A 19155-nucleotide genomic window follows, 5' to 3' on the forward strand; every position below is an offset into this window, starting at 1 on the left:
AGGGAATCGAATTCGATACTTATAACCCAGCTATCGGCCGGGTTCCAAGAACTTGGCCCCTGGGACAGGTTCTTATAAATGGATTATATTAAAGCCTGAACCGATCAGATCAAATCAAAAAAGAATCTTTTAGAATTCACTATTTTGTATAACGAATGCAATATAAAAATCAAGCTTAAAGCTTTTCTATGTCTTGGATTTTCATAAAAGAGTTGGGAGGATAAACACTGTACGGCCCGGCTTCCACCCAACCTTCTAAGATCTTATTCCAATCTTTTCTCTGGATCTTATTCAAGATCTTAAAAACTAATTCGGTGTTCAGTACTTCGGAAGAAGCCACCTGTTTCAAAAAGGTTTTATAACCTTCGTAACCCAGTTCTTTGTGGATAATAAATTGAGTGCGAATCGACTTAGAATAGAACCAAGGCCCCAAATTAGGATTAGAAAGATGAAAATCCTTGGAAAGAGGAGGATCGTTTTTAGGGATTGCCTCGTTCAGGCTCCATTCTTCAGTTACCGATTGGAGCTCATCCGAATCCAGTTTTAGATAACCTCTTTTGGACAAAAGGTAAGGCAGATAAGAAACAATCCCTTCGCTTAACCAAGAAGGTTCCGTGAAATAATAATGCCCCAGTTCATGTAATAACAAGGCAGGATAACCTGGAGGAACAAGGCCCAGTTCCATAAAAATACCTAGTTCCTTACCCAATTCGCCGGATACATTATTGTATCCTCCCACCCTTGTCCCATTCAGGAAGACTGTATCTTTTAAGACCAATCGTATCTTATCTTTTTCAGAAGAAGGAAGAGTTTTAAATATGGGAGAAGAAGCCTGATGAAATGGGATCCCCAAATAAGACTCATAGGCATCTAGGATCTTTTTCGTTTTCTCGAAAGCGTACTTGTCCCATTCTTTCAGTTCGGTTTCGTTTCGAACTGTTAATTTCACTTCTCCTCCTTTTAATCTAAAGGAGAAGTTGGACTCGTTTGTTTTAGGGGACTTCTTATTTTGAGAAAGAATGGGAAAAACAGAAAGTAAGAATGCGGAAAGTATTCCTATCCGCATCCATAAAGAGAACTTAGAGAAAGAATCGTTTATCAACGATCTCTCTCTATCAAACGGATCAGTTTATGAGCGTTTTCGTTCCCCGGTTCTTTTTGTAATACTTTACGAGCATATTCTTCCGCTCTATCGTACATTTCCATCAAACGATAGATATCGGATAGATTGATCATATTGGAAATATTGTTTGGATCGATCTCTAAAAGTTTCAAACTCGCAGTCAAAGCCTGGTCATACTTGCCCATCTTCTTGTTCGCGATGGAAAGATAGAACCAATACTCATGAAGATCCGGATCCGTTCCAAGATAGTTGTTCAGGACTTCTACTGCAGTATTATAATCTTTGCCCTTAAAGCTTAGAAGTCCCAAAAGTTTGTTCAACCTTTGGTTAGCGCTATCATGCATATAACCTGTTTTCAGAAGTTCTAATGCTTCGTCCAAACGTCCGGTTTTGTACATCTTCTTAGCGTCTTCATAAACGGAATCCGTATTTAATGCTTTGTCGATATGATCGGAAGATTCGAAAATTTCTTCGATCTCATCGCTTTTAGGTTCTCCTTGGAACTCTATCTTGAGAAGAGAAAGGTCATCCGTGAGTTCTCCGGTTTTACGGATCTCGGTCTCTATATCTTCCAGATTTGCCTTTGCCGTCTCTACATGTCGGAGAAACAACATCTCGTCTTCGTTGATAGTGCGGATGGTTTCCTCAGGGGTTAAATCTACATCGTCTCTACCGTCAGAACCAAGGATGATAATATCACCTTTTTTGAGTTGGAAACTTCGGACCTTAAATTCGAATTCCGAATCCAGACCTAATTTTCTAAGAGTCAGTCCGTCTTCTATAAAACTTGCCTTTCCATCCCTATACAGAACTGAATAAGGGTGTTCCGCGTTGAAATACCAACATTTTCCGGTTTCGTCTTCAATCAGATAAAGGGAAGCAGAGATAACCATCGAGCCGTTGAATGATTTGAAAACCGCATGGATCTCGTCGTAAATTTCAGTTAACCACTGCTCAGGAGTTGCATCCAAGATCCTGTTATTTGCAGCAGAACGAGCAAGAATCGAGTTCATAACAACTCCCATTACCAACGCTCCACCGGCACCCTGCATGGATTTACCCATTGCGTCACCGTTCATGGAAACCGTATAACGTTTGAATGAATCAGGACGTCCTAGTCTTAGATTTCCGGTTACACAAATGTCCCCGCCCAGATCGGAATGTTTCCCTCTGAACTCGAACTGTTTCTTTTGGCGAATGATAAAATCGGTAGAAACTAATTTGGATTTGTTCGCGTTATAAAAAAGCGGCTTCGCTAATAAGGAAGTTAAGAAGTAGTCACCATCCTGCTGTACTTTAAGGCGTTGGACTTCTTCCATCTTCTCCTGGACCTCTCTAGTTCTTTCACGAACTTTTTCTTCCAGGTTTTCCGCGTAATCTTGCAGTTCTCTTCTGGCTTGTTTGATAGAAGCCACCATCGCGTTGAATGAGTCCGCTAAGAATCCGATCTCATCTCGGACCTTGACTGGAACCACTACGTCTAGATCTCCCTTATTTACCTTTTCCACACCGGAAAGAAGGCTATTCAAGGGATCCACTAAGCTGTTTTTGAAGAAGAGTGGAAATAAAGCTAGAACGATAAAGATCACCGCGAGCAGGATCCCGGTCTGTTTCACTGCAGTCGGGTGCATGAATTCTCTATACAATCTATAAGAGAATCCGACCTCGCTCATCTGCTGTTTTTCAGGTTGGAATTTCATAAAGGCAACGTAATGCCCCGTTCCATCCTGACTTCTTCTGTAGTGGCGGGTCTCGCTCGGTTTAAAATATCTGAAATATCTTAGAACTTCGGAACGAAGTTGAGATTGGCTTAAGTCCTTTCCATCCCAAAGACAGTCTTCCGACCAATGGGAGAAAATTTCTTCCTTAAAGCCGAACTCGGAATCTCCTAAAGCATTTACGAAGTCTCTTCCCTTCTTACAGAAAGATCCTCCTACGATCGCTTCGAGTCTGTTCGTAGCAACGAAAGCACGTTTGTTCCATTGTTCCGCACTTTCTAAGATCAGTTTCTTAAGTTCCGCATCGGAGAGATCTTTTTTATCATCCAATAATTTTTGAATAAAACGTTTATAACCGCCGAAGTAGGTGTGAGTTCGATCCAGGAGAGAACTTAAGGATTTTCTAAATCCTTCTTCTTTTAGATTGCGGATCTCTTCGTAAGTGGTGACGTTCTGTAAGTCTGCCTCTATCTCTTTGAGATTTAATTCTTTGTTAGGATCATACTCCGAAGAATTCAAACTTTCCTTGGAATCATCCCAATGGAAGGCATACTCTATATCTCCCGATTTGACACCATTCTCCAAAGCCCTTTCGATATTCACCATACGTAAGCTATCGTATTCTGCGTCTTTTTCCTGGCTGGAGATATAAACAAGAGCCTGCATGATCAAACAGATCGTGAAAAGTGTGATCCCCACGATCTTAACCATGAAGGTAGTACGTTCCGCACTATTATTGATAAACGCGATGACTAAGAATGAGAACGCAGTTAAGAATAAAATTACGTTCGAGGTCATGTAGGTAGAACGTTCCATCACCCCGTCTCGGCTGAGAATGTTTGAGATATTCGGATAAATTGCCGCGATCAAAAATCCGATATTGAACATGAGAAGAGCGATCCTTCTCTTGTCTTTGGTAATCATCACTCTCCATGCAGGGACAACGATAAAACCTACGATGGAGAATATTCCGATCACTAACGCAAGATAACGGCTGGCATCAAACGCATTGAAGTCCCAGTGATGAGCGGTGAAGTGATAGATCTTCTCCGATATATATGTAAAATATACGAAAAAGGTTACGGTGATTGCAGCAACTGAATGTTCTGTGATCAAAACCCATTTAGCAATTCGTTGGTTGCTATTCCCAGGAAACCTAAGTAAGAACTGAGTGAAATGAGTAAGAGCAAAAAGAATAAACCCACCGGTCATCCAACGGTGATAAGCAGCAATCGGATGATATAAGAAGGCGGCTAAGAAATATCCTGTCTCGAATATTCCTAATAGCATAAAGCCAATCCCAAGATGAGTGGTAGCTATGGTCCTATTCTTTAAGGTAAGAAAGAAAATCCCGAGGAATATGGTGGTCAAAGTGACCAATAAACTTCCAAACGAATAATAATTAAAAAGGACCAGGTCCCAAGAAATCGGATTTAACCCCATAAACTCCTGCAAGCAATTCCGGATGCCGGACAATCGAAACTGACTTCAAACCGAATCTTTTATTTTTAGTTTACCGGTTCCGGAATACATCTTCAGAACTGGTAAAAAATCGGCTAAAGCCTTCACTATCATTTTGAAAAGGGAAAAATCAATAGAAAAATAAGAATGCGACTCCTATTCTGTCGAGTATGTCCGCCGACTCGAACCGAAACCTTCCGAATGTTATTAGATTTCTTCCTTTAGAGAAACTCTGGTTCAAAGTTTTGTTAGGTTTGGTATCCGGACTTTTAGCAGGTCTATATCTAAGTCCTGAAAATTCGTTGTTGCCCCAAGAAATTTCCAAACCCGTCATTTCTTGGTTAGGGCTTCCAGGTCATTTTTTCCTGATCTTATTGCAGATCATCATGATCCCTTTGGTGTTTTGTTCCATCGTCCTAGGAATACATGCCGGGGAAACTCTAGAAAATCTGAAAAGTTTCGGATTAAAAGCATTCTTATACTTCGTATTTACCACAATATTAGCCGTATCTATCGGAATGATCTTAGCAAGTACTATTAAGCCGGGAAGTTTTGTAGATCCTGCCGGGATCCCAAGAGTGCAGGTTCCGAACAAAGTATCCGAATCCTCGGGTACTGTCTCCGTGGAAAAGGTCCCTGAATTAATACTTTCAGTTCTTCCTAGAAACCCATTCCAAACTTTTGCGAACGGGGATATGTTAGGAGTAGTTTTACTCGCCCTATTGGTCGGGATCGCTATTCTTTCTATAGAACAACAAAGTGCGGCCTATGTTCTTCCCGTATTCCAGGCAATCTTCAAGACAAGTATGATATTTGTACAATGGGCAATGAAGATCGCACCTTTTGCAGTCTTCGGGCTTATCGCGCAGATCACCGCAAAGATAGGACTCAAGGTTTTATTAAGTCTTGGAGTTTATTTTCTCACAGTACTAGGCGGCTTGGTCCTAGTGCTGGTCATGTATTCGATCATATTCATACTTGTCACAAAAAAGAGCCCTATTTGGTTTTTTAAACAAGCGGGAGAAGTGCAGCTTCTCGCATTCTCCACTTCCAGTTCGGCCGCAGTTCTTCCTTTTTCTTTAAAAACAGGAATAGAGAAGATGGGAATCTCCCGAAAAATTGCAGAGTTCATTCTTCCTTTAGGAGCCACGGTGAATATGGACGGGACCGCACTTTACCAAGCGGTTGCCACAGTATTCTTGGCTCAAGTATATGGAATAGAATTAACTGCCGCCAATCTTGCATTTGTGCTGATTGCAACTGTGGTAGCTTCTATCGGAACTCCAAGTACTCCAGGACTTGGGATCGTGATACTTGCATCTATTCTAGCCGGCGTAGGAGTTCCCACAGAAGGGATCGGGATCATCTTAGGAGTAGACCGTATTTTGGATATGTGCAGGACCACTGTGAATATCACTGGAGACTTGGTTGCTTGTAATGTTTTCCAAAGTATAGAAGATAAGAAACGACTGAGCACCTGAGTCTTCTCTTGGAAAAAAAATTTCTCACTCTTACATTCTTCAATATAATCGCGAACTTAACTGTTCCACTTACAAGCTTTGCAGATGTTGCTGTCCTTGGTCAGTTGGAATCCCATACGTACGTTGCGGGAGTCGCTCTATCCAATGTCCTGTTCGATTATTTGTTTTGGGGATTTTCATTTTTAAGAATGAGCACAACAGGTCTTACTGCGCAGGCAGAAGGAAATGAAGACAATAAAGGATCCTTTCAGATATTATTAAGATCTTTACTGCTCGGTCTCGTGATCGGAGTTCTTATCTTACTCTCAAATTCTTATTTGGAAGAATTCGGATTTTCAATATTAGAAGGGGAGAAGGAAGTAAAATCCGCCGGAGGAGAATATTTCAAATCCAGGATCATCAGCGCGCCTGCAACACTTTGTAATTTTGTGCTCACCGGTTGGTTTTTAGGAAGGTCCAAAAGTGCAACTGTCTTAGTGGCAACCGTCATTGCGAACGTCGTCAATATAGGATTGAATATTTGGTTCATTCTATTTTTAGATTGGAAAGCTTACGGAGCAGGGATCGCAACTTCTATCAGCCAATATTTGATGTGCGCATTCTTCCTGGTTTTATTATTCAAGGAGAAGGACCGTTTCTTACAAGTTTATCATGAAATCAGGATCTTTTCTCTGAAAGGATATACCTTCTTACTTTCTTTAAATTCGGATATAATGATCCGGACTCTGTTACTCATCACAACATTCAGTTTGTTTAGGAATTACAGCTCCGGTTTAGGATCGGAAACCTTGGCTGCAAACGCGATCCTTCATCAATTGATATTGATCGGAGCTTTTTGGATAGATGGTGCAGCAATCGCAATGGAAACAGTTGCAGGAAATCTAAAAGGAAATAATAACTCGGAAGGCCTTAGAAAGATCCTAAAAATGGCGATTGTTTCCGGCTTCGGGATTTCCTTACTTTTTTGTATCTTGATCCTTCTTCCTGCCGGATCCTTATTCGAATTATTCAGCAAATCCAAACCGGTCGTAACTATTGCGAAAGAATACGGTTATTGGATCGCACCGGTCCTACTCTTCGGATCTTTTGCATTCATATTCGATGGTTTTTTCTTAGGAATTTCAGAAGGTAAAATCCTGCGAAATTCAATGATCGTAAGTTCCATACTGTTTTTCTTTCCCATCGCTTATTGGGGAAAGATCCAAAATAATAATCATATACTTTGGCTTTCACTCTCTTCCTATATGTTAGGAAGAGCGATCACACTCGGGATAGTCGCTTATAAAAGATATTTTGTAAGCCGACAAGGATCCTTCAGTTAGAAGAAAGATCCGTACCTTTAGGAAGAAGAGTAACTTCTATCTCTGCAGGAAGCGGTTTCCAGATTTCGGAATCCTTTGCCTTAAATAAAATAGGAGAAGGTAAAGCCGCCCAAGCTTCGCTGCGAAACAGATCCACCATATCTTCTCCCTTTTGGTAAGCACGAGAAGATTCTATCTTCTCCGGTTTTACACTCGCCAGAGGTACCCAGCCAAAACTTGGAATATAAATATCCAAGGTATCTTTGAAAGAAGGATTTGAATTTCCGGAAAACACCAAACTTCTCACAGGACGAACAGGCAGACCTGAATCCAGTAGAGACTTTTTCAGACTGTCCCAATCGGAGCGGAATAATCTGGCGTCGAAAATTTTATCTAAGAAAAAATTCCCTGCCTTCTCCTTTACCGAAACCCTATTTTTGGTGAATGCTGCCAGGTCGGTGGGTATCTCTTCCTTCTTCTTTAAAAAATCATCTAGAACGTAATATCTGACGTTAGTCGTTCTGGCTTCAAAATGATATTCTAAGGTTTGGGAACCTTTAGGATCATCTATGCCTAACTTTTTAGAAAGAGCACGAACTCCCATCACCATATCCCCTTTAAATTTAGGGTCCTTGGTTTTTAGATTTCTTATCCTTTGGTGTTCCGTCGTAGGAGGTGGAAGAAGTCCCAAAACTCCACCGACTAAACTAGCCTCGTCCAAAGAATATTTGATCTTTACATTGATTAGATATGTAGCCTCTCCGGAAGCAAGGAATCGATCCGTTTCTACAAAGGAGATCTTTTTGACTTCCCTAGTAGTTCGATCTACAACATAGATCCTACTCCCAAGGATTGCAATACCACGAATGTCTTTAGAAGGAGAACGGATCGAACCTGTGATCTTTCCGCTGGTAGGATCGTATCTATAAACATTTCCGTCGGAAGAATCTGTGATCCAAAGACTGTCTCTTGCAAAACAAATATCTTTCGGTTCGGATCTATCCGTTAAGAATCCGCCGAAAAAACTTTGGGTCCCTTTATCATAAACGGAAACCTTTCCTGTATCCGAATCCAGAATATATAGATAATTTTGGAAGTTTGCGATACCGCCTATTTTGTCTATCGGAACCTGGATCCTTTCGGTAACTCCGCCTGTATTGGGCTCTACCTTTAGAACGACCCTTTTGCTAGCTACGAATAGTTTCCCTTCTCTCGGATCGAAATTTAAACCCGCGATGAAAGGAATTCCTAAATTGAAAGCTTCCTGCCTGCCGCTTGGATCCACACGAATGATCGCTCTTCTTTTGCTGTCTGCAAACCAGAAATTTGTTCCATCGTAAGAAAGACCGTAAGGGCTTTCTGTCAATTGAATGTCTACATCACCTTCTTCTTGTGAATGGATAGAAAGAGAGATGATTAGAAATAGCAGGATGAAAATTTGAAAGATCAGTTTTCTCATTTTGAAAATACTTCGAGCAGAATATTCCAGAGATCTTCTCCTAAACTGCTCTTGGCTCCGGACGAAGACACAACAGTGATCGGAGAGATAGGAAAAATAAGCAGGAAGGATAATAACATACCCCAGCCGAATATCTTTCTAAATTTACCGATTGGATAAGAAGCATCCGGGACAAAAGGATGTTCTACTCTGATAAAGTAATAGATGAGCAATCCCCATAAGATCCACGAATAATTCCAAAGAGAAAGCAAAAGAAATGCGGAAAACAAATAGTAGATCCACTTTCTATAACCTTCTCCCGCTAATGAATAAACGACATGACCTCCATCTAATTGACCGAAAGGTAAAAGATTTAATGCTGTGATCAGAAGTCCTACCCAACCGGCAAAAGCAAGAGGATTGTATTCCACGGTAAAGAGAGAAGCATCGAAAGGTCCTAAAATTTTCTGGGACAAAAGATAAGTAAGAATACTATCTCCAAAATGAATGTCCATTAGTTCCGGATGAGCTTGTAGTATTGCGGTCCTTTCTGCGAGAGAAACTAATTGAGAATTATATAATCCGATCACGATACAAGGAATGGAAAGTACCAGACTCATTGCAGGTCCCCAGATCCCAATATCGAATAATTGGATCTTGTTTCGGATAGGTTCCTTGATACGGATCACTGCACCCATAGTTCCTACTGGAGAAAATGGAACAGGCAGAAAGTAAGGAAGAGTAGACTTGATCCCATAATATCTAGCGGCCAAGTAATGCCCCATCTCATGGCAGAATAGAATTCCTAGAAGAGAGAATGAATAAGGAGTTCTGATCCGAAATATCTCGGAGATCGCTGCGAAGTTTAAATACGGGATCCTGAATATATCGTCCTGAAAGGTTAAGGTAAAAAAAGTCAGAACGAAAAGAAGTACGTTCCATCCGTAAGACGATCTGTTCAATTTTTTAGACCGTTTTCCTTTAGATTCCGACTCGGTTCCTCTCTCAAAATGATTCCTCCTTTACATACCGGCACATGGTTTCAGGTTTATTCATAACTAAAGATAACATTATTCTTCTATCGACCGTCAAAGAAGAACCGGGATAAACATTTGTTCGAAAACATCAAAGCAATTAAAAAAAACGATCCGGCCGCCAAGTCCTATTTGGAAGTCATTTTATGTTATCCGGGTTTACACGCGCTTTGGTTCCACTCCCTGGCACACTTTTTATATAAGATCAAAATTCCTTTATTTCCTAGGATCATCAATACTTTCGCACGATTTTTGACTGGGATAGACATTCATCCGGGAGCAAAAATTGAACCTGGGATCTTTATTGATCATGGTCAAGGCGTTGTCATAGGAGAGACCGCAGAAATAGCAAAAGGTTGTTTGATCCTACAAGGTGTGACCTTGGGCGGAACAGGTAAAGAAAGCGGCAAAAGACATCCCACTTTAAAAGAGAATGTGGTAGTAGGAGCCGGAGCAAAAATTTTAGGAAATATAGTCATCGAACATAATGTTCGGATCGGTGCCGGTTCTGTAGTTCTTAGAGATGTTCCTGCAGATTGTACTGTCGTTGGAGTTCCCGGAAAAGTAGTCCGTTCCAAAGTTGATTTCGGAAAAGAAGGAGAGAGAATGCTGGATCACGGGGAACTTCCGGATCCTGTAGCGAGAGTTTTCTCTATTCTGGTCGAAAAGATAGATACTTTGCAAAAAGAAGTGAACGAACTATACGCAAAATCCAATCTGAAAGATAAAAAACCTGAGACAAAAAACGAAGACGATGAACTAAACGAGTTCATCCACGGCGGCGGGATCTAAATTCCTGAAAGATTTTTTTTGACAAACTGACCTTCTCCCCTATCTTTTGGGCTATATTCGTTAGCCGCCTTTGCGGCAGAGGGTTTATGAAGTTAAAAATAAGGGCCATTTTTCTAATTTGTTTTTCTACAATTTTACTCTATTCATTTTCCGATTGTGGACTTTTAGTAAATCATGAAGATCTTTGCGCAGAAGATCTAAAAGATTATGATAATTGTTTTGCAATGTTATTGATAGCCGATCCTGCCTGCGGGCAAGGAACAGGTACCTGTCTTCCAGGGTATGTTCAATTATCTAAATCGATTTGTGCAAGTAGGATGAAAGTCAAAGGCTGCAGGGCTCACCGGAATTAAATAAAAAAGCCTCCGATATAGGAGGCTTTTTCTTTCAGAGATCGAATGAGAGTTTTATTTTTTAGGAATAAAACAATCCACTCCGTCTTCTTTCAATTTGGATTTTAGAAGGTCCGCTTTTGCGCGATCCATAAAATCACCCATTTGAAGAACGAACATACCGTCTCTTTCGAAAAGATATACTTTCTCACCGTATTCTGCGGAAAGATTTTTTCTGTAGTCCTCGGCAAGTCTGCTGTTCCTAAAAACTCCCACTTGGACCGTTTGTCCTTTTGGAGCACCCTTCACTAATGGAGCAGGGGTCACCGCTTTTTTAGGGGTCAGTCTTTCAGGTTTGTTTTCTTTTAAAAGAGCTTCTTCATCTTCCAAACCTTCCATGTCTTCGGACTCTGCTGCTCCACCTTTACTAACTACTGTGAGGCCTACTCTTGCAATTCCTACATCTTTGAATTCCAAGTTCTCGGCCGCTTTTTCAGAAAGATCAATGATCCTGTCTTTTACGAAAGGTCCTCGGTCGTTTACTTTTACTAAAACTTCTTTATCGTTTTCCAGATTTTTGACTCGAACCACTGAACCTAAAGGAAGGCTCGGGTGAGCTGCAGTCAGTTTTGTTTTGTCGAAAATTTCTCCGCTCGCAGTCGGCTTACCGTGAAATTTAGGACCATACCAGGAAGAATATCCGACCTCGTCGAATTCTCCATTGGAACCTGATTGTTGTCTGGAAGGTGTAGTGGCTTTTACGGGTTTATTATCCGCGAGAAGATCATCCAATCCTCTGGAAGCGGAAGAATTCTTAGCCAGAACCAAATCTCTTTTGGATTCTTGGTCCATTGGAACGATTTCTTTTTCAAAAAATATTTCGGAAGGATCTCCGGACGCGCTGATACTTCTTCTTGTTTCGGAAGAAGCGCAAGCAGTGACTGTTATCAATGCGAAGATAGCGGCTATCTGTTTCATTTCGGACCTCTGTCTTTCTATGTTTTATTTTCGGAGGTTTTTGGATTTTACCTGAAGTTTTTTTCAGGTTGTTTTCTTGGGAATTTTAGTCGATATTCCGGATATGACCGAGGCCGATATCAAACGTAAGTTCAACGAGGCTTTAAAACTCGAAAAAGAAGGGAAAATCTCCCAGGCGGCCAAGGTATATTCTGAAATTTTAGGAATGAACCCCAAATTCCAAAAGGCATATCTGAATTTAGGTGCACTTTACTCTCGGACCGGCGACTCCGAAAATGCGATCAAGACCTACCAAAAGGCACTCGAACTAGGAAAAACAACCGAACTTTATTATAATCTTGGAGTAGAGTTATATAGACTCGGAAGCTTAGATGCGGCGGTTAAGGCACTCAAAGGTTCTCTTGAGTTAAATAAGAAATATCTAAACTCACATCTTCTTCTTGCATATTGTTATAAGCAGTTAGATCGACCTGATAAGTCCGAACTTTATCTGAAAAATGCCATCAAGTTAGATCCTAAAAATAAAACCGCTTATGCGGCGCTTGCAACTATTTACTTTGATACCGAAAAATGGGAACAAGCATTAGAGGCCGCAAACACAGCGATCCAGATCAATCCGAACGACCCTAGAATGGAAATCCTAATGACGGAGATCCATGTAAAACTTGGAAATTATAAACAGTCATTCGAGACACTGAAAAAAGTAACTACGAGTGCTCAAGGGTTCGTACAATTCAATGACTCTATCAAGCAAGCCAAACAAAAACCTAAACCTGAAGAGAAAGTATTCTTTGATAATCTAGAAGTTTTAACCCGAAAAAAATTGGATGAATTTAAGAATAAACTCACTCTTTCCAAGGAAAGCCCTCAGGATTTCGAGGCTCCGGAAGCACAGGACGCGCTTGATCTTTCCCTTATGTATTTGTTTCATGGAGATTCAGAGCGGGCCTTAAAGTATTTATTGTATGCACAGAAAAACTTACAGGAAAATCCTACTTCTGAAACCGGTTAATCTTTTTCTTTTACCGTTCCTTCTATTCTTCTCTTGCTTATATCCAGTCAGAAACAACGAACAAATCGAAAACGATCCTATGTTCCTATATCTTCCAGCTGCGGATTATACAAGGGAGAAGATTGACTCCGTAAAAAGTCCTTGGGAAGCAAAAACCCATAGAGGAAAAGCGATCCTTGCTCCGGACAAAAACAATCTAGGGATCTTATTCGTAAGATTTTCTCTAATCGATGATGCAGAAGAAGAGTTCCTAAGCTCGCAAAAACTTCTGCCTAATAATCCGATTCCTTCTCTCAATCTATTACGTTTATATTATCTAGTGGATGATATCTCGGAAGCCAAAAAATTCCTGGAAAAATTCCTAAAACAAGCACCGCAGATTGAGCGCAAAAAATTCGAGAACCTTCTGATCGAAGCACAAAGAGAAGAAGAACTTGTGATCTTTAGAGACGCGCTCTCTACCATTCCAGGCCAAGAAGTGTACGCCTGGGAAGGTTTAGCCGAATATTTTTTCTCCAAACAAGAATGGTCCAAAAGTTATTTTTATCTGGAGAAGATACTACAACAAAGCCCGTTCCATAAGAATGCAAGAGGCCTAATGCTAAAAATGGCCCATATCCTGGAAAAATGGGACGATGTTCTGGTTTTTGGACTCAGCCTAAACGGCACTGGAGAAAGAATCCCCGAATTAGAATATTATATCGCCCACGCTTATTGTGAGAAGAGAAGATATTCCGAAGCATTGGAATGGATCCAAAAAGCTCCGGAATCAGAAAAAGAATCCGTGGTTTTTTTAGAATTATGGAAACTTTCTCTTCTTTCCAAAAATCCTAAAGCGGATGTTTCTCCACTTCTTCCTTATTTTAGAAAATTAAGATCCAAAGGGCTTCAGTTTACGGAAGAGGAATTTTTTCCTACCTTGACTCCGGAAGGAAAAGAAGCAATGGATCGAATTCGTTACGGAAGATAAACTCCGTGAGACATTTCCCAGGTTTTCATAGCTAACAGAAAAGATTTGGGAGAATGAGTCCTGATCATCCGAACTCCTTTGGACCAAAGATAAGTTTCAGAGATCGCAGTCGGAACAAGTCTATCTTCGACAGGCAAACCGCCTAGGGCATTTCCCAAAAAAGATTTTTTAGTAACCGAAACCATTAGGTTTGGGAATTCGGAAAGAATTTCAGTGATCTTAGAAAGAACCGCAAAACTTACCTTATAATCAGGACTTAAAAAAAATCCCATACCCGGATCTAAGATCAAACGATCCGCTAATCCTAAACTTTCGAAAGTTTTTGTTCTTTCTCTAAAAAATTCGAGAGCAAGAGGAACTACTGTCTCCGGTTTTAGATCCGAAATCTCGGATGCCTTAATAGAATGATCCTGAGAAAACATTGCAACGTACTTTGTAGACTTGTTTCTTTCGCCCTTTAGCAGATCCAAACTTTCAGGATCCACAAAACCTCTGATATTATTGATATAATCCACACCGACTTCTAATGACTTTCGGATGACGTAGGGACGGAATGTATCTATAGAGATTGCAACCTTCTCCTTTTTGAGCTCGGAGATAATCTCTTTCATTCTATCCCATTCCACTTCTTCCGAAATGGGCTCCGCTTTTACGTTGGAAGATTGGGCCCCAATATCTATGACATCTGCGCCTTCTTCTAATAACGATTTCGCTTTTGCTAAAGCTTGTTCCTCGCGCAGGTATTTTCCCCCATCCGAAAAAGAGTCGCTGGTTATGTTCAAAACCCCGAATAGGATCGGTTTTGGAGGGAAAATTTCGCCCTGGGTTCTGTTCAGAAGGTCGGATTCCATCTTAGTTTCCATCTTGATACTTGGGGTCTTTGTTCCGATACTAATTACAAGATGTTTTTTTACAATCAAGGAAAAGGACTCGTTCTGAAACGAAATCACTTTCTAAGCTCCGTCCTTGCCGGAACTCTTCTGTTTTTTTTATTTTCCTGGGATGGATCCGCCCAACCTGTTCCTACACTTTTAGAAAGAAATTTCGGATCTCCTTTAAACACACAAAACGTAGAATACAATCCCATCATCAGCCCTGACGGAAGATATTTGATCTTCCAATCCAATCGTCCTGGCGGAGAAGGAGAGATGGATATCTGGCTCTCCGAAAACGCTAACTATAAAAAAAGAGATGGAGAGGCGGATTGGAAAAAGCCTGTCAACCTGAACCAGGATATCTGGGAGCAGAATAAGAAGGAACTTCCTTCCGGAGAAAAAAGATCCAAACTATTCAATACGGATAAGTATGAAGGCGGGATTTCCATTCGATTCGATGAATCAGGAAATCCTGAGGAAATTTTTCTGACTTCTATCCGGAACGTAAAAGCGGATAGGGAAGGTTTTGACGCATTAGATATTTATTATACGAAAAGAGACGAAAAGACAAGACGTTGGAGCGACCTGATCGGGATCTCGGAGATCAATTCCAATTGGACGGAAAAGATGCCGGCAGTTTCTCCGGATGGAAAATTCCTGATCTTTTCCTCCGATCGCCCGGGCGGATACGGAGAGCATGATCTTTGGGTAAGTTATAGAAATCTTTCCACAGGCGTTTGGTCCAGTCCGATCAATCTTGGATCGGAGATCAATTCCAAGGCCAGTGAAATTCTTCCTTATATTCATCCGGATGGAGAACAATTATACTTCTCCTCTAATAGAGAGAATGACCGCAAAAAATTCTCTCTATATCGCAGCTTCTTAAATCTTCCGGGAAATGCCGACATGGAAGATGCGGAAGACAAACTTACTGTTTCTAAAACGAATTCTCCTCATCCAGTCCCGGAAACCGGGAGTTTGGAAAAACTACCTCATCCATTCAATTTGGATGCTGCGGAAGGGATCGATTCGGAAGGGATTTCTTTCGATCACGAGGGTCTTTGGGCTTATATTTCTTCCAATAGAAACGGAGGACAGGGCCAATACGATATTTATAGATTCCAGGTCCCTGAAAATCTGAGGAACTCCTACGATGTTTCCTTCCAAGGATTGGTCCTAGATGGCTCGGAAGCCACAATGATAGGCTTGGATGCTACGATCAAAATTTCGGACAGCGTGGGACCTTCTCGCACTATTACCTCCAGAAGAATTGGAGGGGATCTTTCTAAAGGAATCCAGACTAACTTTAAAACCGTATTAAAGACAGGAAGATTGTATAAGGTAGAAATTTCTTCTCCTGGATTTTATCCCACTGAAGACAAGCTAGACTTACGTGGAAACGTAGAAAGAAATAAGAAAGTTTATAAAACGTATGTGCTTCTTCCTATCAAAGATGAAGAGAAAGGTAAAATAGTCAATACCGGTGACGGAGATAAAGGAAAGGGACTTAATGTGGTAGTTGTAGATGCCACTACTAAAGAGCCAATTGCTGGAGCGACCGCTACAGTTTTCACTCCTAAGAATAGACAGGGAGAAATCTTAAAATACAACAGTTTGTCAAAAAATTTCCATATCGAGTTGATCCCTGACACTGATTTTGAGATCTTTGCAAAGGCTGAGAAATATATTTCCGAAAGCGTTAATATCTTGAAGAAAGATATTAAACCCGGTTCCACAATTTCTATCCCTTTAAGGAAAGATTCGGAAGTTCCAGTTGTTTTAAACACTAAACTCTATTTTGAATTCAATAAGACCGAGGTGACTGACGCACATCGCAAGCAACTCGACCTGATTGTAGACTATCTCAAGAAGAATCCGTCGGATAAAATAGAGATTGGGGGCCATACTGATAATATAGCTTCCAAAGAATATAATACTCGCTTAAGCGGGAACAGAGCGCGGAAAGTTTTTGACTACGTTCGTAGTAAAGGGATCCAAGCTTCTAGGTTAAAAACCAGAGCTTATTGGTATTCCAGACCTGACGAGGATAACTCTACCGAAGACGGAAGAGCTAAAAACAGGAGGGTCGACTTCCGCAAGCTATAAAGGAGAGCAGATGGAAGTCGAGTACCGATCTTACCTACAATCACCAAGAATATGGGATACCATCAAGGATCCTCAAAAAGTAGGTTATATTCTGAAAGAGTACGTACATAACAACGGACTCTTTCTGAAAGAAAATCCTTTAAAACAAGAATTACAGATCCTGCAAACTACTCCCGAAGGAAAAATTTTCCTTAGGATCGATCCTGAATCTCTGAACGAAGAAGGCGAGATCACAGTTTACAAAACCTTAAGTAAACATATGGAAATCGGCTTTAAAGTAGAATCGGTGAATCACGAAGACGGAGTAGTGATTTGTTCTCCTGAATACGTAAAGATCGCTAAAGACGGCCGCATTCTTCCAAGGATAGAAGGACTACAAGGCAAAGTAATCGCGCACAGATTCCATATGCTTAAGAAGGAGCAGGATTCCACCAAAGTCCTGGGAACTTCAGGCCAAATCCTACTGACTGACTTACACAAGAATATCCTATTGGAGTATCCATATTCCAGATTAGTATTTCCAACCGGAAAAGAACTTAGCTTTGAACAGGATTTAGCAAAAAGTACTGGCAAAACTATCTTTGTAAAAGATGCGATCAATATGGATCCTCTTTCTAAGGAAGAAGCAAACGGATTCAATATTCTAGATCTAAAACAAGAATTAGAAGATGAGATGATCCTGGAAGATAGAACCAAAGTTTATCGTTCCGGAAAAATACAATCGTTTGCGATCTATCCAATATATTACAAAGATCCTTCCGGACCTAAGCTCGTTGCTTTAGGTTATGCGGAGACTAAGGATAGAATTTTAGATCCAGCCATTCTAAAAAAATACGTCGAGTTAGAAGACGTGTTTAATGAAAGGATAGAAGACTCCAACACTCTGGACATTGATATCCGTCAAAACGTGATCAACGCTTCCGAAGGTGGAATTCTTTTAGAAGTAACCGAATCCCAGCTAGTCGAATCCTTTCTGCACAAACCTTTCTTTACTGCGGATATAACTTTTAAGATGCAAGCTCCGTTGAGATTCGCATTTAAAATCCGACATATTTCTCAGATCGGGGAAATTTACCTGGTCGGTGCAGAAATAGTTGGCTCCAACGATGCCAAGACGAATATGACTCTATTAAAGAAGAATTTAAGCTTCATTAAGAGCGTCTAAGAGATTTGGAAAAACAGAAAGCCTTTTTACCCACAGCCCCATACAAGGGGACTAGAGATTTTTATCCGGAAGAAATGAGATTCCGAAATTGGATGTTTTCCGTAATGAGGAAGACTGTCCAATCTTTCGGGTACGAAGAATACGACGGCCCCATCCTAGAATCTTTCGAACTCTATCTGGCAAAAAGCGGAGAGGAAATCGTACAAAGACAACTCTACGATTTCACGGACAAAGGAGATCGTCATGTTGCGATCCGTCCGGAAATGACTCCCACTCTTGCAAGAATGGTAGCAGGAGAAGTCAGAAATCTTGCTAAACCTATTCGCTGGTTTTCTATCCCGAACTTATGGAGATATGAACAACCAGGCAAAGGGCGCCTCAGAGAACATTGGCAGCTCAATGTGGATCTGTTCGGAGTAAATTCTTATAGAGCAGAAGTTGAGATCATTCTGATCGCAAATGCAATTTTAGAAAATTTTAAAGCTCCTAAAGGAAGTTATCAGATCAAGGTTTCTCATAGAGGAATTTTGGATTCATTCTTGAATCAAACTCTTGCCTTAGCTCCTGAAAAAGCTCATTCCGTTTCCAAACTTTTAGATAAAAAATCCAAGATCAGCAAAGAAGCCTTCGAAGAAGAGATCAAACCTCTACTTTCAAATCCTGAAAAACAATTAACTCTGATCTATAGATACTTAGAAACGGATCTACAAACGATCGGAGAATTAGAAGGTATAGACGGTTCTTCCGTTACATTTATTCGGAACCTTTTCTCGGATCTGGCTTCTTTGGGAATCAAAGACCAATTGGAATTCGATCCTTCTATCATTCGCGGTTTTGATTATTATACAGGTTGTATTTTCGAAGTATTCGATACAAATCCCGAGAACAGAAGATCCTTGTACGGAGGAGGAAGATACGATAACTTGATCGGATTATTCTCCAATGAACAACTTTCCGGGATCGGTTTCGGACTGGGAGATGTGACCTTCAAAAACTTTTTAGAAGGACATGGCTTAGTACCGAAAGACCTGAATTCTAAAGCTGCTGTTTTAATTCCTTTGATGGAAGATAAAGTTTTTCCTGAAGTTTTGAAACTCGCGGAAGAACTTAGGAAAGAAGGAATCGGAGTGGAAACTATGCTCGAGCCTGCAAAACTCGGCAAACAAATCCAGACGGCGGAAAAAAAGGGATATCGTTTCTTGATCTTCTTAGGAGAATCCGAAATCTCAGAAAACAAGGTCCAGTTAAAAGATATCGTCTCAGGAGAACAATCTTCTGTTTCCAGATCCGATCTAATCTCCATCTTACGGAAATCCTTACTTGGATAAGAACACATTGGAAAAATTATCCGCTTTCGAAAGAATCGATT

15 protein-coding genes are annotated in these 19155 nt (G+C 40.7%); 9 read left to right on the plus strand and 6 right to left on the minus strand.

The annotated features are described in order from the left end of the window. Positions 1 to 175: 175 nt before the first annotated feature. Together EHR06_RS15755 and EHR06_RS15760 are read right to left on the minus strand one after the other, a co-directional pair. The gene (locus EHR06_RS15755; RefSeq protein ID WP_135757866.1) at positions 176 to 1102 is read right to left on the minus strand and encodes a hypothetical protein; all 927 of its coding nucleotides are present in this window, start codon (positions 1100 to 1102) and stop codon (positions 176 to 178) included. Continuing rightward, positions 1099 to 4284 (minus strand): SpoIIE family protein phosphatase, encoded by a 3186-nt coding sequence (locus tag EHR06_RS15760; RefSeq protein ID WP_135757867.1) that lies wholly within the window; start codon positions 4282 to 4284, stop codon positions 1099 to 1101. Before EHR06_RS15760 ends, EHR06_RS15755 begins: the two co-directional genes overlap by 4 nt. 188 nt (positions 4285 to 4472) lie before the next feature. Here EHR06_RS15760 and EHR06_RS15765 point away from each other — a divergent pair, with 188 nt between their 5' ends. Next, entirely contained in the window at positions 4473 to 5783 is a 1311-nt protein-coding gene (locus EHR06_RS15765) for a dicarboxylate/amino acid:cation symporter (RefSeq protein ID WP_135757868.1), read from the plus strand. Then, a complete protein-coding gene (locus EHR06_RS15770) occupies positions 5780 to 7105 on the plus strand; it encodes an MATE family efflux transporter (protein ID WP_135757869.1) in 1326 nt (441 codons plus the stop codon). Before EHR06_RS15765 ends, EHR06_RS15770 begins: the two co-directional genes overlap by 4 nt. Here the strand turns inward: EHR06_RS15770 and EHR06_RS15775 are convergent. Continuing rightward, positions 7098 to 8543 carry a Vgb family protein gene (locus EHR06_RS15775; protein WP_135757870.1) on the minus strand — a complete coding sequence of 482 codons (1446 nt, stop codon included), beginning with the start codon at positions 8541 to 8543 and terminating at the stop codon, positions 7098 to 7100. The genes EHR06_RS15770 and EHR06_RS15775 overlap by 8 nt on opposite strands. Further along, positions 8540 to 9484, minus strand: coding sequence for a site-2 protease family protein (locus EHR06_RS15780; RefSeq protein WP_135757871.1), 945 nt, complete (start codon positions 9482 to 9484; stop codon positions 8540 to 8542). Before EHR06_RS15780 ends, EHR06_RS15775 begins: the two co-directional genes overlap by 4 nt. A 150-nt stretch (positions 9485 to 9634) precedes the next feature. On the opposite strand from EHR06_RS15780, the gene cysE reads away from it, so the two are divergent. After that, on the plus strand, positions 9635 to 10348 hold the full coding sequence (cysE, locus tag EHR06_RS15785; RefSeq protein WP_135757872.1) for a serine O-acetyltransferase: 714 nt from the start codon (positions 9635 to 9637) through the stop codon (positions 10346 to 10348). Between the two features lie 86 nt (positions 10349 to 10434). Beyond that, a complete protein-coding gene (locus EHR06_RS15790; protein ID WP_135757873.1) occupies positions 10435 to 10701 on the plus strand; it encodes a hypothetical protein in 267 nt (88 codons plus the stop codon). 54 nt (positions 10702 to 10755) lie between these two features. Here the strand turns inward: EHR06_RS15790 and mpl36 are convergent, their stop codons facing one another. Then, a complete protein-coding gene (gene mpl36, locus EHR06_RS15795) occupies positions 10756 to 11658 on the minus strand; it encodes an RlpA family plasminogen-binding lipoprotein MPL36 (protein WP_135757874.1) in 903 nt (300 codons plus the stop codon). 103 nt (positions 11659 to 11761) lie between these two features. Here mpl36 and EHR06_RS15800 point away from each other — a divergent pair, with 103 nt between their 5' ends. Together EHR06_RS15800 and EHR06_RS15805 are read left to right on the plus strand one after the other, a co-directional pair. Beyond that, entirely contained in the window at positions 11762 to 12670 is a 909-nt protein-coding gene (locus EHR06_RS15800; protein WP_135758073.1) for a tetratricopeptide repeat protein, read from the plus strand. Between the two features lie 79 nt (positions 12671 to 12749). Beyond that, complete coding sequence (locus EHR06_RS15805; protein WP_244288625.1) at positions 12750 to 13640, plus strand: tetratricopeptide repeat protein; 891 nt, start codon at positions 12750 to 12752, stop codon at positions 13638 to 13640. Here the strand turns inward: EHR06_RS15805 and folP are convergent. Further along, on the minus strand, positions 13628 to 14491 hold the full coding sequence (gene folP, locus EHR06_RS15810) for a dihydropteroate synthase (RefSeq protein WP_208757812.1): 864 nt from the start codon (positions 14489 to 14491) through the stop codon (positions 13628 to 13630). The genes EHR06_RS15805 and folP overlap by 13 nt on opposite strands. 51 nt (positions 14492 to 14542) lie before the next feature. On the opposite strand from folP, the gene EHR06_RS15815 reads away from it, so the two are divergent. From EHR06_RS15815 to hisS, 3 genes are read left to right on the plus strand one after another with little or no spacing between them, the layout of a single operon-like run. Next, positions 14543 to 16621 (plus strand): OmpA family protein, encoded by a 2079-nt coding sequence (locus EHR06_RS15815; protein WP_135757877.1) that lies wholly within the window; start codon positions 14543 to 14545, stop codon positions 16619 to 16621. 10 nt (positions 16622 to 16631) lie between these two features. Beyond that, the gene (locus EHR06_RS15820) at positions 16632 to 17786 is read left to right on the plus strand and encodes a DUF1577 domain-containing protein (RefSeq protein WP_135757878.1); all 1155 of its coding nucleotides are present in this window, start codon (positions 16632 to 16634) and stop codon (positions 17784 to 17786) included. 5 nt (positions 17787 to 17791) lie between these two features. Beyond that, entirely contained in the window at positions 17792 to 19114 is a 1323-nt protein-coding gene (hisS, locus tag EHR06_RS15825; RefSeq protein ID WP_135757879.1) for a histidine--tRNA ligase, read from the plus strand. Positions 19115 to 19155 lie beyond the last annotated feature (41 nt).

The sequence above is a fragment of the Leptospira dzoumogneensis genome, assembly GCF_004770895.1.
Lineage (GTDB): Bacteria > Spirochaetota > Leptospiria > Leptospirales > Leptospiraceae > Leptospira_B > Leptospira_B dzoumogneensis.